General features: G+C 66.5%; 15 protein-coding genes. 6 read left to right on the plus strand and 9 right to left on the minus strand.

The features are described from left to right. Nucleotides 1-20 precede the first annotated feature (20 nt). The gene (locus ACQY4K_RS17275; protein WP_428391434.1) at nt 21-470 is read right to left on the minus strand and encodes a hypothetical protein; all 450 of its coding nucleotides are present in this window, start codon (nt 468-470) and stop codon (nt 21-23) included. 284 nt (nt 471-754) lie between these two features. Here ACQY4K_RS17275 and ACQY4K_RS17280 point away from each other — a divergent pair, with 284 nt between their 5' ends. The 3 genes from ACQY4K_RS17280 to ACQY4K_RS17290 are packed head-to-tail and all read left to right on the plus strand — an operon-like array spanning nt 755 to nt 1,966. Continuing rightward, nucleotides 755-1,030 carry a hypothetical protein gene (locus ACQY4K_RS17280; protein WP_428391435.1) on the plus strand — a complete coding sequence of 92 codons (276 nt, stop codon included), beginning with the start codon at nt 755-757 and terminating at the stop codon, nt 1,028-1,030. Between the two features lie 11 nt (nt 1,031-1,041). Continuing rightward, nucleotides 1,042-1,365, plus strand: a complete 324-nt coding sequence (locus ACQY4K_RS17285; RefSeq protein ID WP_428391436.1) for a type II toxin-antitoxin system PemK/MazF family toxin — start codon at nt 1,042-1,044, stop codon at nt 1,363-1,365. A gap of 22 nt (nt 1,366-1,387) precedes the next feature. Beyond that, complete coding sequence (locus ACQY4K_RS17290; protein WP_428391437.1) at nt 1,388-1,966, plus strand: hypothetical protein; 579 nt, start codon at nt 1,388-1,390, stop codon at nt 1,964-1,966. A 31-nt stretch (nt 1,967-1,997) separates the two neighbouring features. Here ACQY4K_RS17290 and rutC read toward each other — a convergent pair whose 3' ends face one another. The 4 genes from rutC to ACQY4K_RS17310 are packed head-to-tail and all read right to left on the minus strand — an operon-like array spanning nt 1,998 to nt 5,794. Further along, nucleotides 1,998-2,378 carry a pyrimidine utilization protein C gene (gene rutC / locus ACQY4K_RS17295; RefSeq protein ID WP_428391438.1) on the minus strand — a complete coding sequence of 127 codons (381 nt, stop codon included), beginning with the start codon at nt 2,376-2,378 and terminating at the stop codon, nt 1,998-2,000. A gap of 10 nt (nt 2,379-2,388) precedes the next feature. Beyond that, a complete protein-coding gene (gene rutB / locus ACQY4K_RS17300; RefSeq protein ID WP_428391439.1) occupies nt 2,389-3,123 on the minus strand; it encodes a pyrimidine utilization protein B in 735 nt (244 codons plus the stop codon). Between the two features lies 1 nt (nt 3,124). Then, the gene (gene rutA / locus ACQY4K_RS17305) at nt 3,125-4,213 is read right to left on the minus strand and encodes a pyrimidine utilization protein A (protein ID WP_428391440.1); all 1,089 of its coding nucleotides are present in this window, start codon (nt 4,211-4,213) and stop codon (nt 3,125-3,127) included. A gap of 12 nt (nt 4,214-4,225) precedes the next feature. Then, the gene (locus ACQY4K_RS17310) at nt 4,226-5,794 is read right to left on the minus strand and encodes a S53 family peptidase (RefSeq protein WP_428391441.1); all 1,569 of its coding nucleotides are present in this window, start codon (nt 5,792-5,794) and stop codon (nt 4,226-4,228) included. 164 nt (nt 5,795-5,958) lie between these two features. On the opposite strand from ACQY4K_RS17310, the gene ACQY4K_RS17315 reads away from it, so the two are divergent. From ACQY4K_RS17315 to ACQY4K_RS17325, 3 genes are read left to right on the plus strand one after another with little or no spacing between them, the layout of a single operon-like run. After that, nucleotides 5,959-6,960 (plus strand): lysylphosphatidylglycerol synthase domain-containing protein, encoded by a 1,002-nt coding sequence (locus ACQY4K_RS17315; protein WP_428391442.1) that lies wholly within the window; start codon nt 5,959-5,961, stop codon nt 6,958-6,960. Between the two features lie 18 nt (nt 6,961-6,978). After that, a complete protein-coding gene (locus ACQY4K_RS17320) occupies nt 6,979-9,573 on the plus strand; it encodes an MMPL family transporter (protein ID WP_428391443.1) in 2,595 nt (864 codons plus the stop codon). After that, nucleotides 9,573-10,619, plus strand: coding sequence for a purine nucleoside permease (locus ACQY4K_RS17325; protein ID WP_428391444.1), 1,047 nt, complete (start codon nt 9,573-9,575; stop codon nt 10,617-10,619). The genes ACQY4K_RS17320 and ACQY4K_RS17325 overlap by 1 nt, the downstream gene beginning before the upstream one ends. Nucleotides 10,620-10,901: 282 nt before the next feature. Here the strand turns inward: ACQY4K_RS17325 and ACQY4K_RS17330 are convergent, their stop codons facing one another. The 4 genes from ACQY4K_RS17330 to uxaC form a co-directional block, all read right to left on the minus strand. Further along, nucleotides 10,902-12,521 (minus strand): carboxylesterase/lipase family protein, encoded by a 1,620-nt coding sequence (locus tag ACQY4K_RS17330; RefSeq protein WP_428391445.1) that lies wholly within the window; start codon nt 12,519-12,521, stop codon nt 10,902-10,904. A 116-nt stretch (nt 12,522-12,637) separates the two neighbouring features. Then, the gene (locus ACQY4K_RS17335; RefSeq protein WP_428391446.1) at nt 12,638-14,071 is read right to left on the minus strand and encodes a tagaturonate reductase; all 1,434 of its coding nucleotides are present in this window, start codon (nt 14,069-14,071) and stop codon (nt 12,638-12,640) included. Further along, the gene (locus tag ACQY4K_RS17340) at nt 14,068-15,024 is read right to left on the minus strand and encodes a sugar kinase (protein WP_428391447.1); all 957 of its coding nucleotides are present in this window, start codon (nt 15,022-15,024) and stop codon (nt 14,068-14,070) included. The genes ACQY4K_RS17335 and ACQY4K_RS17340 overlap by 4 nt, the downstream gene beginning before the upstream one ends. Next, the gene (gene uxaC, locus ACQY4K_RS17345; protein ID WP_428391448.1) at nt 15,021-16,418 is read right to left on the minus strand and encodes a glucuronate isomerase; all 1,398 of its coding nucleotides are present in this window, start codon (nt 16,416-16,418) and stop codon (nt 15,021-15,023) included. Before uxaC ends, ACQY4K_RS17340 begins: the two co-directional genes overlap by 4 nt. Nucleotides 16,419-16,420 lie beyond the last annotated feature (2 nt).

The raw sequence follows: 16,420 nt of genomic DNA on the forward strand, positions 1-16,420 counted from the left end.
CCCCAGATTGGAGCGGGACATCAGCTTCTACCAAGCGACTCCAGCTCGTCCAGAGTCGTCAAATGGTGGTAGGTAGCGGCGACCGGACGACGTTCGATCATCACCTGCAGCTTCGGTCTCAATTCCTGGTCCACACGCCAGATCAACTCGAACAGAATTTTCGTCACTGCGAGCTGGTCACAACCCTGCAACGGATCGCACCGGTCCTCACCTCGGGCAGCGGATATCTGTCGCTCGGCGGCAAGCCAGAAGTGCATCCAGAGCGGGAAATCAACGAAGATTATCGTGTCTGCCGCTGCCAGCCTGCGCTCAAGGCTGGACCAGGCGCCCCAGCCGTCCACGATCCAGCGCCCCGCTGTTATGACCTCATCAAGCGTTTGGGTAACGACACTTTCATCTGCTTGCACCCAGCCGGGAAGCCACTGGATCTGATCAACAGAGAAGAAAGGGAGGTCGTGCCGCTCGGCCAACTGCCTTCCCAACGTGGACTTTCCGCCTCCTGCATTTCCAACGATTGCCACCCGCTTCATGGAAGCCAAATTAGGGCACCGAGCTCGGACCTTGAAGGACCGTTGCCTGTCAAAATCGTCGATAAAATGCAGAAAGCCGGTCGGACTAAACCTGATTCGCGGCGCTTTGCTGACCCAACATCGACGTCGCCCCAGCCGCCTTCGTCCATGCTGCGAAGCTTGAAACATCTAGCATTGAGTGCATATTATGCAGTTGCATAATAAGTTCATTTACTGAGGCCACAATGCCACGCCAGAGTCAGCACCCCAAGGAAGAGAGTTTCAACTTCCGTATTGACCCCAAGCTCAAGGCTGAGTTCCAGACCGCCACGGAAGCAGAGGACAAACCAGCCGCCCAAGTGCTGCGCGACTTCATGCGTGCCTATGTGGAACGGCAGCGAGAGCGCGCCCTTGCCGCCGATGCGAGGCAGCAGTCTCGTGCGCTGGCTGAACGCGCCGCCGATCCAGGAAGTGACGAGGCCGAGGTGATACGCTGGATCGAGGACGTCACCGACACCTAGGGCTGGACAGGATGAGGCGGGGCGACCTGGTGACCGTCGTCACCTCCGGCGACTACGGCAAGCCGAGGCCGGCCTTGATCATGCAGGCGGACGCCTACGCTGAGCATCCCTCTATCACGGTGCTGCCGCTGACAAGTGAACTGCACGAAGCACCGCTACTTCGGATAACGATAGAGCCGTGCGAGAGCACCGGGCTCCGACTACGATCGCAGGTGATGGTGGACAAGGCCACCACCATTCCGCGCTCCAAGGCGGGGAGCTATGTCGGTCGGCTGGACGATGTAACATTGTCGCACGTGAGCCGCGCCACGGCGGCTTTTCTGGGACTGGGCTGACCATTGACGGGATTGTTGGAAAATGCCCCTGAGAAAAAAGCGGCAGACAGTAGTTATCTCTACCGTCGTGGTAGCGGCCGCGATCCTTGCACTGGGGTACTCGCATAAAACGCTACCTTTCAGAAGCGAATTTACCGAGGATCTTTTCAACCTTATTTTGGTCAGCGGCTCATTCCTGCTCGGCATAATGGCCAGGAGCCTCACCAACGTAATATTCGATGGAAACGTTAACCTATCCTCCGACATAGCCATCGTACAAGACCTGCCATGTATAAAGATATCAAACAAAATATACTATGATCTCATGGAAATAAAAATTTATTTCGAGGTTTTTGAAGTCGCATCTTGCGCAACTGGATTGGAGAGCGTTTTCATCAATCATGTAGAAACGACTTCTCTCTCCAGCCTTCCAGCTCGAGACAAGAGATCGGTTCGCGAAGTCTGCGTCAAAATTCCTCCAGCAACAATGGCGCTCTTGGACAAAGAACAGAATGGCTATAAGCTCATCGTCCGGGTCGCAAGCATCCATCCGATTACCGGCTACAGGTCTTTGACGGACCCTTTCGTCGCGAGACGTTCATGGCACCTTCATCGGGCCTGAGTCGCTCGCCATCCGACGCGCTGGCAACTTGCTAGATGCCGACATGGGCAATGGCGGCGATTTCGACACGCGCCTCGGGTTTGACCAGTCCGCATTGGATGCAATAGCGCGCCGGTTTGTCGCCGGGGAAATACGACGCATAGACGCTGTTGAGTGCGGCGTAGTCGGCCCAGTCGGTGAGGAAGATCATGGTGAAGGTGATGTCCGCCATGCTGCCGCCGGCGGTCTCGATGACGCGCTTGATGGCCTCTAGCACGTGCCGCGTTTGGGCTGCGGCGTCGGTGGGGTGGACGATCTGGTTGTTCTCGTCGAAGGCCAGAGTACCCGAGACGTAGAGCGCGCCGTCGGCCATGGCACCAGGCGAGAACGGCGCGATCGGGGTGGCTGTGCCGGGTGGGATGATCGCGTGCATGGGCATGGTTCTAGCTCGCGGTCTGGTTGAGGGCGGCGCAGAAATCCCCGACATTGGAGACCCAGCCGAAGAACGTCTCGATGTTGTAGAGTGCTGCGCGCTGCACGAACTCCGGGCCGGCCTGGTGAGTCGCGTCTTCCAGAACGATGCCGAAATACTCCAGGAAGAATCCGTCGCGCAGGGTGGATTCGACGCAGACGTTGGTGGCGATGCCGGTAAACACCAGCGTGCGTATGCCGCGTCCGCGCAGGATCGAGTCGAGCTGCGTGTTGAAGAAGGCGCTGTAGCGCGGCTTGGGGATGACGATGTCGCCGGGCTGTGGGGCGAGTTCGTCGATGAGCGCGTAGTCCCAGCCACCTTTGGCAAGCAGGCTGCCGGCGAGTTCGGGTCGGTTGCGCATCGTCTTCAGCGCATTGGATTTGTGGTAGTTCGGCGAAGCCGGCCCGCCGGCTTCGACATAGTCCGCATCCCAGCCGTTCTGGAAATAGATGATGGTCATGCCGGCGGCGCGCGCGGCGGTCAGGGCGAGCGCGATGCGTTCGATGGCGGCTTGCGCGCCGCCGATATCGAAGCCCGCGAGGTCGAGGTAGCCGCCCTTGCTGGCATAGGCGTTCTGCATGTCGACGACGATCAGCGCCGATTGCCGCGGGTCCAGCACCAGCGCCTCCGGGCGCGCCGGCAAGGTGACCCGGCGCGCGATGCCGGCATCGTCGAGGGGGGCGGCTCCGGGCAGGTCGATACTCATGTCAGGCGGCCTTGATGCTTGGGACCACATGGGCGCGGGTTTTCATCAGCGGCTGGATGCGCGCGCCGAAGGCCTCGGTGCCGGTGATGAAATCGTCGAAGGTCAGCAGCACGCCTTCGGTACCGGGAACCGAGGCGACCGCGTCGAGCAGTTTCGCGACCCTCTCAAAGGCGCCGACCAGGGTGCCCATGTTGATGTTCACCGCCGAGGTCGGGCTTGCCATCTGCCGGATGTTGGTGTCGTCACCGGATTTGGTGTCGGCCGCCCCCTGGCGCATCAGCCAGGCCACCGCCTCGGTATCGACGCCGGACTTGTAGAGCTCCCATTTCGCCCAAGCCGCGTCGTCGGTCTCGTCGGCGATGACCATGAACAGCGCATAGCAGGTCACCTGGCGCCCGGTGATGGCGGTCGCCGCGGTGAGCCGTGCCGCCGCCGGGGTGAAGGCGGTGGGCGTATTGACGCCCTTGCCGAAGCAGAAATTATAGTCCGCGTGGGTGGCCGAGAACATCATTCCGGCGTCGCTCTGGCCGGCGCAGATCAGCTTGATCGGTGCCTGCGGGCGCGGGCTCAGCCGGCAATCGTCCATTCGGAAGAATTCGCTTTTGCGGTCCGAACGCCCGGTGTCCCAGAGGTCGCGCAGGATCTGCACATACTCCGCGACATAATCGTAGCGTCGGGCGAAATAATCGTCGCCCGGCCATAGCCCCATCTGGTCGTATTCCGGCTTCTGCCAGCCGGTAATGACGTTCAGCCCAAAGCGCCCGCCAGAGATGTCGTCGATGGTCGCCGCCATGCGTGCGGCGATCGCCGGCGGAATGGCCAGCGTGGCGACGGTGGCGAACAGGCGGATCCGGCTGGTGACCGAGGCGAGCCCGGCCATCAGCGTGAAGCTTTCGAGGTTATGGTCCCAGAACTCTGTGGCGCCGCCGAAGCCGCGCAGCTTGATCATCGAGAGCGCGAAATCGAACCCCCAGCGCTCCGCACTTTGCACCACCGTGCGGTTCAGCGCGAAGCTCGGCCGGTATTGCGGCGCCGTCGTCGAGATCAGCCAACCATTATTGCCGATCGGGATGAATACGCCGATTTTCATGTGGGCAGAGTGTCACACCATGGCGGTGCCTGCCAGCGCGTCGAACAGCGCCTGGCCGTTGGGGCGGCCAAGGCCGGTGCAGGCATTCCAGCCGGGCCCGGCGTCGTAGCCGATCGTCGAGCCCTGCGGCCTGTTATTGCCCTGGGTGATCTGCGTGGTCAGCGCGGTGTTGGAAGCGATGGCGGCATAGAGCGCGTCGGGTAGGAAGCCGACGGGCTTGGCCGCCTTCTGGTTGATCAGCGCGGTCAAGCCGGCCCAGAGCGGGGCGACCGCGCTGGTGCCGCCGACGACCTCGGTCTGGCCGTCGACGACCACGACATAGCCGCTGGCCGGGGCGGCGTTGCCGGCCACATCGGGGACGCCGCGGCCGACATGGCCGGCATTGACGCTTGGCGGCAGGGTTACGTGCGCCTGGAAGGCGGGCACGGCAAACAGGTCACTGATGCCGCCGCCGGTGCCGCTGGTGGTGTCGTTCCACACCACCTCGTTGGTGATGCTGTCGCCGCTTACGGTGATCTGGGTGCCGCCGCAGCCGGTGGCAAAGGGCGAGCTGGCGGGGAAGTCGACATGGGCCGCGCCATCGGTCTCGCCGTCGGTGGCAAGGTTGTCGCCGGCCGCGACATAGATTGAAATCCCCAAGGCGGCGGCCTCCTGCATCACCGAGTTCATCGTGGTGACGGCCTGCGTCTGCCAGGCATCCTCGGCGCTGCCCCAGGAGATCGAGATCACCGAGGGCTTGTTGGTCGCATCGTGCGTCGCCTGGGAGATCGCGTCGGCGAAGCCGGCATCGGTGTTGGGGGCGAAATACACCGCGATCTCCGCCCCAGGTGCCACGCCGCCGGCGACCTGGATGTCGAGCGCCACCTCGCCATCGGCGTTCGAGCCAGACTGGTCGTTGACGCCGCCATCGACAGAAACCGCGATGACCCTGGGCGGCGTCAGCTTCATCGACGAGAAGGCCTGGGTGGTGTCGCTGGTGCGAAAGCCGCCGCCGAGCTCGATCAGCGCGATGGTGACACCGCTGCCGTCGACGCCGTTGGGAAAGCCATACAGCGCGGCCAGCCGGTTGGGCTCGACACCGCCGGGCTGCGCGACCCGCGGGCGAACGATGCGGGTGTGGGCGACCGGTCGGCCGTCGAGCCCGAGCACGGATTCGATGATGCCGTGCAGATGGTTCGGCACCTTCAGCCCGCCGCTGCGGCCATGATAGCGGTGGCCGTGCTCCTCGTACATGTGCAGCTCGGTGCTGAAGGCCGTGTCCATTGCCGAGGCAGGCCCGGCGGCGCGGATCATGCGACGCGCCGGATCGACGGCGACAACCGTCAGGCCGTGCGCGGCGAGGAACTCCTCGACATGCCGGAAATCCGCCTTGTGCGCGGTCTCGCGCTGCTTGCGCAAAGCGTGGCGACGCTCCTCGACGCTGCCGGTCAGGGCCTGGTCGTGATGGTGATGCGGTCGCAGATAGATGCTGATCTCGATCTGCTGGCTTGCCGGGACGGCGCCGAGATGCTGGGCGGCCGCGGGTAGGCCGATCTGGCTGCCGGCGATCTCGGTGCGGACGGTGTTGTCGGTTGCGTTCATGGCTGGTTTCCCTGCGAGAGCGTGTCGTGCGAGCTTGGCGCGACCCGAGCAGTGGGCGCAACGTTGTCTTTGCGGCAACGGTCCGGAGTTGCAGCAGGACGCAGGGTTCTCTTTGCGACGCGAGTCCATTACATGCTGGGATTCGCGGGGGGCCAAAGACGGGAATGAGGCTGTTGACTCTGATTGGCGCTGCACTCGGCGCCGGCCTGACCGTCTGGCTGCTGTATCGCGTCGGCCTGGACCACGTGCTGGCGCTGCTGGGTTCGGCCGGCTGGGGCTTGCTGCTCCTGGTTGGCGTCCATCTGATGCAGATGCTGCTGTCTGGCGCCGGCTGGCGCGTCGTCGCCGGCCGCGCCGACAAGCCGTCTGTCGCGGCGTTCGTCATGCTGCGCTGGGTGCGCGAGGCGGTCGGCAACCTGTTGCCGGTGGCCCAGGTCGGCGGCGAGTTCGTCGCGGTGCGGCTGCTCGCCCGACGCCGTATGAGTCTGGTCGCCGCTGCCGCCTGCACCGTCTGCGACCTCACGGTCGAGCTGGTGACGCAGATCCTGTTCACCCTCATCGGACTGGTGACGATACTGGCTCTGCTCGGTCCCAGCCGGGTCACCGATGCGGTGGTGAGCGGCCTCGGCGTCGCCTGCGTCGCGGCATTCGCGTTCGTGGCCGTGCAGTGGCTCGGTGTCGTCGGGCGGATGGAACGGGTGCTGGGCCGTCTCGCGCGCCGCTTCAACTGGCCCGGCATCGCAGAGATCGGGGGCCTCGATCAGGCGATCACCGGGCTGTATCGCGCGCCGCGGGCCATGGCCTTGGCGTTCTGCGCCCATCTTGCCGCCTGGCTGCTGGGCACGGTCGAGATCTGGATCGCGCTGCGCGTGCTCGGGCACCCGGCAGGTCTCGCCGAGGCCCTGGTGATCGAAAGCCTGAGCCAGGCCATCAAGGTCGCGGGCTTCATGGTGCCGGCGTCGCTCGGCGTGCTGGAGGGCGGCTTCGTGGTGATCGGCACGCTGTTCGGGTTGTCGCCCCCGCTCTCTATCGCTCTTGCCCTGCTCCGGCGGCTGCGCGAGATCGCATTCGGGCTGCCGGCCCTCGCGGCGTGGCAATGGCTGGAAGCCGGCAGCGCACCCCGGCACCGCGCACCCGACCGCCGCCCGTGCGGCCGGCCTTCATGATCCGCTAGAGGAGTTACGATGCTGGCCGGGCCACTCGGAAGGCTGGTTGCGTATTGCGCCCGCCACGCCGTGCTCATTCTCTGTCTGGCGGCGCTGCTCGCCGGCGGCGCCTTCCTGGCGACCGCGACGCGGCTCGGTGTCAGCACCAACACCAACGAGCTGTTCTCGGCCTCCCTCCCCTGGGAGCAGCGCTCGGCCCGGATCAGCCGGGACTTTCCCCAAACCAACAACGTCCTGATCGCCGTCGTCGGCGCAGACATCCCCGAACAGGCGCAGGAGACGGCCCAAGCCCTGACCCAGGCGCTGGGCAAGCAGGGCACGCTGTTCAAGACCGTGCGCATGCCGAGCGACAACCCCTATCTGCAGCACAACGCCTTGTTGTTCCTGACGCCGCCGAAGCTGCGGGCGCTGCTGAACGCGACCATCGCGGCACAGCCCTTCCTTGGGCAAATGGCGGCCGATCCTTCGGCGCGTGGCCTGTTCCAGGCGCTCGGTCTGATCGGCGAGGGGCTCGCCAGGGGCCAAGCCAACCTGGCCACCTTCGCCGGCCCGTTGCGCGGCTTTGCGGCAAACCTGACCGAGGCGGCGAATGGTCATCCGACGCCCCTGTCATGGGAGCAGCTGCTCGCCGGCTCGCTGGTGGACCAGGGCGGACAGTATCAGTTCGTCATCACCCAACCGCGGCTGAACTACAGCTCGTTCCAGCCGGGCGGTGCCGCCACCGCGGCGATGAATCGCGCCATCGCCGCACTCCCCGACGTAAAGGCGGGCGAGGCGCACGTCTATATCACCGGGTCGGTGGCACTGGACGACCAGGAGTTCGCAACCGTGGCGCAGGGCGCCGTGCGCGAGTTGCTGGGCTCGCTCGCCCTGATCACGCTGTGGCTGCTGCTCGCGGTGCGCAGCTGGCGTATACTGGTGCCGATCGTCATCGTACTGCTGTTCGGCCTGCTGGTGACCACGGGGTTCGCGGCGATCGCGGTGGGCACGCTGAACCTGGTCTCGGTGGCGTTCGCGGTGCTGTTCATCGGCATCGCGGTGGATTTCAACATTCAGTTCTCGGTGCGCTTTCGAGCCCAGCGCAATGCCCAAGGTGGGACAATGTCGATCCATGACGCCTTGGCCGCGACGGGGCGCGAGACCGGCGTGCAGATCCTGATTGCGGCCCTCGCCACCTCGGCCGGGTTTCTTGCCTTCACGCCGACCGATTTTAAAGGGGTCTCCCAGCTCGGGCTGATCGCCGGCGGCGGGATGCTGATGGCCTTCGTCGGCTCTATGACGCTGTTGCCGGCGCTGCTGCGGCTGTTTTGTTTCCGCTCGCCGGTGCGCGAGGAAGGTGTCACCGCGGCGCGCCCTGTCGACGCGGCGCTGCGACGTTACCGCCGACCGGTGATCGCCGTGTTCGCGCTGCTCGGGCTGCTCGGCGTGGTCCTGCTGCCGTGGCTGCACTTCGACGGCGATCCGCTGCACACCAAGGACCCGAAATCCCCGGCCGTGGAAGCGCTGCACCTGCTGATCGCGGACCCCAACACCAGCCCATACAGCGCCGAGATGCTGCTGCCCAACCTGGCGCAGGCGGACGCGCTGGCGGTGCGTCTGCGCAAGCTGCCGCTGGTGCATGACGCGATGACCCTGGACAGCTTCGTGCCGTCGCATCAGGCGCAGAAGCTGCCGCTGATCCAGGACGCCGCCTCGCTCCTGCTGCCGACATTGTTCCCCTTCGAGATCGCCTCACCTCCCGATGCCGCGGCGATCCGGGCGGCAGCACTGCATACGGTCGCGCAACTGCTGCCGGTGCTCGGCAAGCTGCCGGCGGACGACCCGCTGCGTGCGATCACAAGCGCGCTGCAACGTCTCTCGACGCAGCCCGATGCCGCCCTGATGGCAGCAAACCAGGCGCTCGTGCGTTATCTGCCGGTGCAGCTCGCGCAGTTGCGCACCGTGCTGCAGGCCAAGCAGGTCGGCCTGCACGACATCCCGCCGGCGATCGCACGTGAGTGGATCCTGCCGGACGGGCAGGCGCATGTCGTGGTACACATCAAAGGCGGCATCTCGGACAACCGCACCCTGCACCAGTTCCTCGCCCAGGTGCAGAGCGTCTATCCGGATGCCACCGGCACGGTGTCGATCATCGTCGAAAGTGCCAATACCATCGTCAGGGCATTCGAGATCGCGGCGGTCTCGGCGCTGGCCATGATTACCCTGATCCTGACGGTGATGCTGCGCCGGCCGCGCGATGTGGCGCTGGTGCTGGCGCCGCTGCTGCTGTCGGGCATGCTGACCGTCGTGCTGTGCGTGCTGCTGCCGCAGCCGCTCAACTTCGCAAACATCATCGCACTGCCGCTGCTGCTTGGCGTTGGCGTCAGTTTCAACATCTATTTTGTGATGAATTGGCGGGCCGGGCTGCGCGGCCCGCTGGCATCACCCACCGCCAAGGCGATCCTGTTCTCCGCTTTGACCACCGGCACCGCGTTCGGCTCGCTCGCATTGTCGCATCATCCCGGCACCGCCAGCATGGGCCGGCTGCTGCTGATGAGCCTGGGCTGCACGCTTCTTGCAACGCTGGTGCTCGAGCCGGCGCTGTTGCCGCGCCGCAAGCAGGATCCCTACTGATGCGTTTCGCTGTTGCCGCCACCCTTCTGCTCCTCACCGCGACCGGCGCCCGCGCCGCCCCGATCCCGATCCGCGTGGTGGTGGTGACCACCTTCGAACTCGGCCATGACACCGGCGACACGCCGGGCGAGTTCCAGAACTGGGTCGAGAAGCTGCCGCTGCCGACCGTGCTCGCCTTCCCGCAGGGCTACCATCCGTTGCGCTACAATGCCTGGCTGCACGTTCTTGGCATGGTCAGCGGTGAGGGGCCGGCGCGTATGGCGGCGTCGATCACCGCGCTCGGCTATGATCCGCGCTTCGATCTCAGCCATGCCTATGTCGTGCTCGCCGGCATCGCCGGGATCGACCCGAGGATCGGCTCGGTCGGCTCGGCCGCCTGGGCGAAACACGTGATCAGCGGCGACGGCTTCGAGATCGACGCGCGCGAAATTCCCTCCGGCTGGCCCACCGGCATCGTGCCGTTCCAGCGCACCACCCCGTATCAGCAGCCTCCGCCGGCCGCCGAGAGCATCTGGGGGACGGCGGTCACCACGCTCAACGCCGGGCTGGTGGACTGGGCCTATGGCCTGACCCGCACTATGAAGCTGCCCGATGGCCCTGGCCTGCTCGCATTGCGGGCGCGCTATACCGACACCGCCGCCGCCCGCCGGCCACCCGCGGTGCTGAAGGGAGACACGCTGTCGTCGGGCATGTTCTGGATCGGCTGGAAGATGAACGACTGGGCGGAGCAATGGACCCGCTACTGGACGCACGGCACCGGCACGTTCGCGACCACCGCCGAGGAGGATGCGGGGATGATGCAGGCGCTGACGTTTCTCGCGCAAACCCACCGCGTCGATCTGGCGCGCGTTCTGGTGCTGCGCACGGCGAGCGACTACGACGCGCCGCCGCCTGGTGAGACCGCGGCCGCGCTGCTGGCCTCCGAGGGCACCGAGACCGGCTTTGCCGCCTACCGCGCCTCGCTCGATGCGGCCTATGCGGTCGGCAGCCCGGTCGTGCGGTATCTCGCGACGCATTGGTCGGTCACGCGCGATCAGATCCCCTGACCCGCCGTGAGCATCGTTCGCAATCGCTGACGAGGATGCTCTATCTCTTTGTTTTTACGAGCACTACATCGGCCCAAGCGTTTCCGCTTGGTCCGAAAGCGCTCTACCGCGGCGGGATCGGCAGCACGCACCGATTGTATGAGGCCGCGAACATCGTGCCTGCATGAAGGGGGATCTCGATTGTCACCTGCACCGCGGCTTCTGATGCGTTCACCGCCATGGCCACCGCGTCGGGTGCGCGCGGCACGCGTGATCAGCGAAGCAGGGCTGCTGGCGCAAGGATCAGCGCGCGGTGTTGGCGGCCAGGCGGCCGAGGGTAATCGCGGGCTCCCAGAAGTCGCACTTGTGGTACGCCGAGAACCCGGTGCTCACGTAGGGCGTCCCCGGAACCAGCTCCTGCAGCCGGCTGCTCGCGGTGCGGAACGCAGGCCAACGCGTCACCCCGGAACCGTTCGGATTTCCTGAACGCGCGAAGTTGGTCCAGGCGGCGCGCATCTGGGTTGCGAGCTGCTGCTCGCCCGCGGTCATCGTGGCGCCGGTCGCGTCCAGTGCAATCAGGTTGGGCCACAGGAATGGCAGCTCGCTGCTGTGCGGCGCGCCGAGCGGCATGAACGGATCGTTCGGCAAGGAGAGCCTGGCCGCGTCCTCGTCGGCGAACTCATAGGCGTAGGTCGGCACGCTATACGAGAGCAGCTGGTTGAAGCCCAGCGCCGAACAGGCGAAGACCGCATCGGTGAAGACGGCTGAATAGGCAAGGTCGGGGCTGGCATAGTCCGAGAGCGGGTAGAGTGCTGCCGCATAGGGCGCGATCGGGATGCCGACCAGGCTTGCGAGCGCCGTCTCGTACTCCGCTGCCAACAGCGGGGCGCCGGTGGTGTCGAATTCCAGCGCGGTGAACAGGCGTCCCTCGTCGTGGTTGCTTCCTTGCAGCACCGGCACCCGGTTGAACGCACCGAAGGCGATGGCGAGAAGCGGCTGGGCCGGCAGGATCGTGGTGCCGACGTTCGGCTCGAACTGGGTGGTCTGCGACAACGATCCTTCGGCGCCCGATGCGGCCTCCTGGGCGAGGATGGTCGAGACCGGAAGTGCCCGCAGGCACGCGGCGTCTGTGGTGCTGGTGCAGCCGACAGCGTTGGCGAAGGCGGTGCCGCTCGCGTCCGCCGCGGCCAGCGTCGGCAAGGTGACGGCATAGGCGCCGCTCTCGATGATCGCGCGCCTGAACAGGCCGGTCGCAGCAGGAGAGACGAGCTGGTCGAAGACGGACTGCCCGCCCGCGGACTCACCGAAAACCGTCACTCGTCCTGGATCGCCGCCGAAGGAGGCGGCGTTGGCCTTGGCCCAGCGCAGGGCAGCCTGCTGGTCCATCAGGCCGTAATCGCCGGAGGCATGGCCCGGGCTTTCCGCATCGAGCGCCGGATTGGCGAGAAAGCCAAAATAACCCAGCCGATAATTGATGGTGACAACGATGACCCCGTCCTGCACCAGCGCCGAACCGTCATATTCGTCCCCGGTGCCGGTGACGAAGGCACCGCCATGGATCCACACCATGACCGGCAGCTTGGCGGAAGCGGCGCGCGGCGCGTAGACATTCAAATAGAGACAGTTCTCGTTCGAGCTGGCCACGCCGAAAGGGCTGGCCAGCTGCGGGCAGGGCGATTGCAGGCTGTTGGCCTGCAGCACACCGGACCAGGAGGCAGGTTGCGGCGCCTTCCAGCGCAGCGCGCCCACGGGAGGAGCGGCATAGGGGATGCCCAGGAACTCGCGGGCATTTGCCGTGGCGATGCCCTGAACGACGCCGCCTGTGGTCCGGACGGTGAGGTCGTCGGCCCGGGCGCCGCTGCTCATCGCGCACGCAAGGATCGTTGTCACCACTAGACCGGTGCGCCAGCCAAGTCCGCTCATCACGCATCCTCCTGCTCCCAGCTTGAACGCCGGGTTGCACAACAATTTGGATGACCGATGCTGGGCCGCGTCAAGGGGGGCCGCGTCAAGGGGGGCGGCGTCAAGAGGCCGCGGCTTCAGAGCGCGGCGAGTGCCTGGCGGACGCCCGCACGCTCGATCAGCGCCAGGTCGCGCGCGGTGCGTTCGGCAAGCCCCGCGATCGCATTGAGGTCTTCCCCCCAGATCGCGCGAGACGCGAACACGTCCCGGACCAGGGTGACCATGTCGGAGCCGTGCCGGCGCCAGGCGGCGGTGATCGCCTCGATCGCGGCGCGGTCGTCGCGGACGGGGAAGTTACGCCCGGCTTCGTCGGGGCCGCCGCGAATGAATCGGATCAGCGCCGCAAGCGAAAAGACGAGGCCGCCCGGAAGCGTGCCGTGCGCGGCCAGTGCCGCCTTGAGGCTCGGCAGGATCCGGATTCTCCACTTCGAGGTGGAGTTGAGCGAGATGGCGAGGAGGTCGTGCTGGAGATACGGATTGGCGAACCGCTCCAGCACGCTTTGCGCATAGGAGCGGCACTCGGCCTCGTCGAGCGGCAGGAAGGGCACGATCTCGTCGTCGAGGACGCGGCGCAGGAAGGCCGCGAACTGCGGATCGTCGATGATCGATTTGACCGTGTCGAGTCCGGCCAGGAAGGCTGCGAGCGCGGTCGCGCTGTGCGCCCCGTTGAGGATACGGACCTTGCGCACACGATACGGTTCAAGATCGTCGGTCCAGACCACATTCAGTCCGGCCTGACGCAGCGGCAGACGGTGTTCGAGTTCGGCGGGGGCTTCGACGACCAGCAGGTGGAACGGCTCGACTGCCACGGCAAGCGGATCGCGGATGCCCCAGGCGGCCTGGAGCGCCTCGATGTCGCGGCTTGGATAACCCGGCACGATCCGGTCCACGAGTGTGTCGACGAAGGCCACGTCCCGCTCCAGCCAGGCGAGGAAATCGTCGCCGAACTGCCAGCGTCGTGCGTGCCCGGCCACGATGCGCTTGAGCGTGCGGCCCTGGCGCGGGATCAGTTCGCAGGGCAGCACGAGCAGGCCAGCGCCCCCACCCAGGGCGTGACGGGCCGCCAGCAGGGCCGTCAGCTTGGCCGGAAAGCTTGCCGGCGCGGTCGCTCCCGGCGGCGGCTCCTCGACATCGACAATGCCGGACTCGGTGGTGTTGGAGACGATGATCTCCAGCGCCGGGTCGGCGGCGTAGGCCAGCGCCCGGTTCCAACCGTCGGCGGCGCTGAAGGCGTCGGAGACGCTGGAGACGATGCGCCGCTCATCGATCTCGCGTCCGTCCTGCAGTCCGCGCACCAGCACCGTGTAGAGCATGTCCTGAGCGGCAAGGGCTTCGGGGAGACCGCCTCCCACCGTCTGCATGATGGCGATGCCGCTGTCGGTGAGCCCCTTCTCGTTGGCGACATCGACCATCCAGTCAAAAAAGCCGCGCAGGAAGTTGCCGCCGCCGATCTGCAGGATGCGCACCGGGCGGCGTGGCTGCGTGCGGCGTAGCACCGGCAGCGTGCTCATTGGCCCATGTCCTTGGCCCCAATGATTTCCTTGGCTAACGCCGCGGTGGCGGCGTGCGGGACGATGGCGCCGGGATGGCCGATGACGATGGCGGCGAGCCGGTGCGCGGCACGCGCCGCGTCGTGCGGGTTCTTGCCGGCGAGACGGGTGGCGAGGTAGCCGGCGCTGAAGCTGTCGCCGGCGGCGGTGGTGTCGACGATCGCGGCCACCGCTGCTGCGGCGACGTGCGTCTCGACATCGTCGTGCGCGACCAGGCAGGCGGCCCCGGCGAGCCGCAGGCAGATCTCGCCGACGCCGGCCGCGCGCATCCGGCCAAGCATCGCATCTCCATCGGCGTCACCGAAGAGGTCTGCGAGGTCATCGGCGCCGGCAAGTGCAATGTCGGTGCGGGCAAGCATGGCAGTGTAGGCATCGCGCGCGGTTTTGCGGTCGGGCCACAACCGCACGCGCCAGTTGCTGTCGAAGGCGATCCGCACGCCTTCGGGGCGCAGCCGGTCGAGTGCCGCGAACAGGACCGCCCGCCCGCGCTCGCCCCAGATCGCCAGGCTGATGCCGGACAGATAGAGCAGCCCGAAGCCGTCAAGTGCTGCGAGCAGGGCCGGGCTTTCCGGCAAAGTGAACAGCTCGCGTGCCGGCGCGCGGTCGCGCCAGTAGAGGAAGCGGCGCTCGCCGGACGCGTCGACGTCGATGATATAGAGGCCTGGCAGTCGGTCCGCGACGCGCGCGATCAGTCGCGTGCCGACGCTTTCACGTTCCAGTGCTGCGATCATCGACGCACTCTCCGGATCGCGGCCAAGGGCGGTGACGAAGTCGACCGAAACGCCGAGCCGCGCGAGATAGATCGCGGTATTCATGGTGTCGCCGCCGAAGCCCTGGCGCAGGGCTCCGTCTGGGCGGCGTGCCAGTTCGATCATGCCCTCGCCCAAGCAGGCGGCCGGCCCCGCGAGCTTCACAGCCGGTAGGCTCGCTTCGGCAGCCGGTAGGCGAGGTCGACGGCGGTCTCCATTGCTTCCTCCTCATCGAGCCGGTGCTCGGCGACTAGGCGCGCGAGATAGGCGCAGTCGACGCGGCGGGCGACGTCGTGACGCGCCGGGATCGAGCAGAAGGCGCGGGTGTCATCGTTGAAGCCGACGGTGTTGGCAAAGCCCGCGGTCTCCGTCGTGGTCTCGCGGAAGCGGGTCATCGCCTCGGGGCTGTCGAGGAACCACCAGGGCGGCCCCAGCCGCAACGCCGGGTAGTGCCCGGCCAGGGGGGCCAGTTCGCGCGAGAACGCGGTCTCGTCGAGGGTGAACAGGATGAGTGTCAGGCGGTTGTCGTTGCCGAAGCGGTCGAGCAGCGGCTTGAGGGCTGCCACATAGTCGGTCGGGCGCGGGATGTCGCCGCCGATGTCCCGACCGAAGCGCTCGTACACGAGCCGGTTATGGTCGCGCCAAGCGCCGGGATGAAGCTGCATGACCAACCCGTCCTCGATACTCATGCGCGCCATCTCGGTCAGCATCTGCGCGCGGAACTGCTCGGCTCCGGTGGGCTCCAGCCGGCCGCGCAGGGCGTCTTCGAACAGGTTTGCGGCTTCGGACGCGGACAGGTCGGCGGTCGCGGCACTCGGATGGCCGTGATCGGTCGCGGTCCCGCCCAGCGCCTTGAACGCCTGTCGGCGCGCCGCTACTGCAGCCAGATAGCCGCGCCAGCTTGTGGTGTCCTCGCCGGTCAGCGCGCCGAGTGCGGCGACGTTGGCGACGAAGCCGTCGGCCTCGGGATCGACCACGGCGTCAGGGCGGAAGGTCGGAATGACCCGGCCCTTCCAGTCCCCGTTGTGCAGCGCCTGATGCTGGTCGAGGGGCGTGTGCGCGGCATCGGTCGTCGCCAGCACCTCGATGTTAAAGCGTTCGAACAGCGCCCGCGGGCGATAGGCCGGCTGTTCAAGCCGCTCGGCGATCCGGTCGTAGATCCGATCGGCGCTTCCCGCGCGCAGCGTCTCGGTGACGTCGAACAGGGTGGCGAAGGTCTGTTCGAGCCAAAGCCGGGCCGGGGTGGCGCGAAACAGGTGCCAGTGCGCGGCCAGCTTGCGCCAGATCGCCCGCTTATCCGTCTCGACCGGGCTGCCGTCGCGACGCGCAACGCCGAGCGCCTCGAGCGGGATGCCCTGGCTGTAGAGCAGGCGCAGGATGTAGTGGTCCGGGATTACCAGCAGGCTGGTGGGGTCGGGGAACGCCGCGTTGTCAGCGAACCAGGCCGGATCCGCATGGCCATGCGGGCAGATCAGTTTCAGCCCGGCGACCGTACCGTACAGTCGTCGAGCGATGGCGCGGGTCTGCGGGTCGGCGGGAAACAACGTATCCTGATGCATGG

Source organism: Lichenicoccus sp. (assembly GCF_965276875.1).
In the GTDB taxonomy this organism is placed as follows: domain Bacteria; phylum Pseudomonadota; class Alphaproteobacteria; order Acetobacterales; family Acetobacteraceae; genus Lichenicoccus.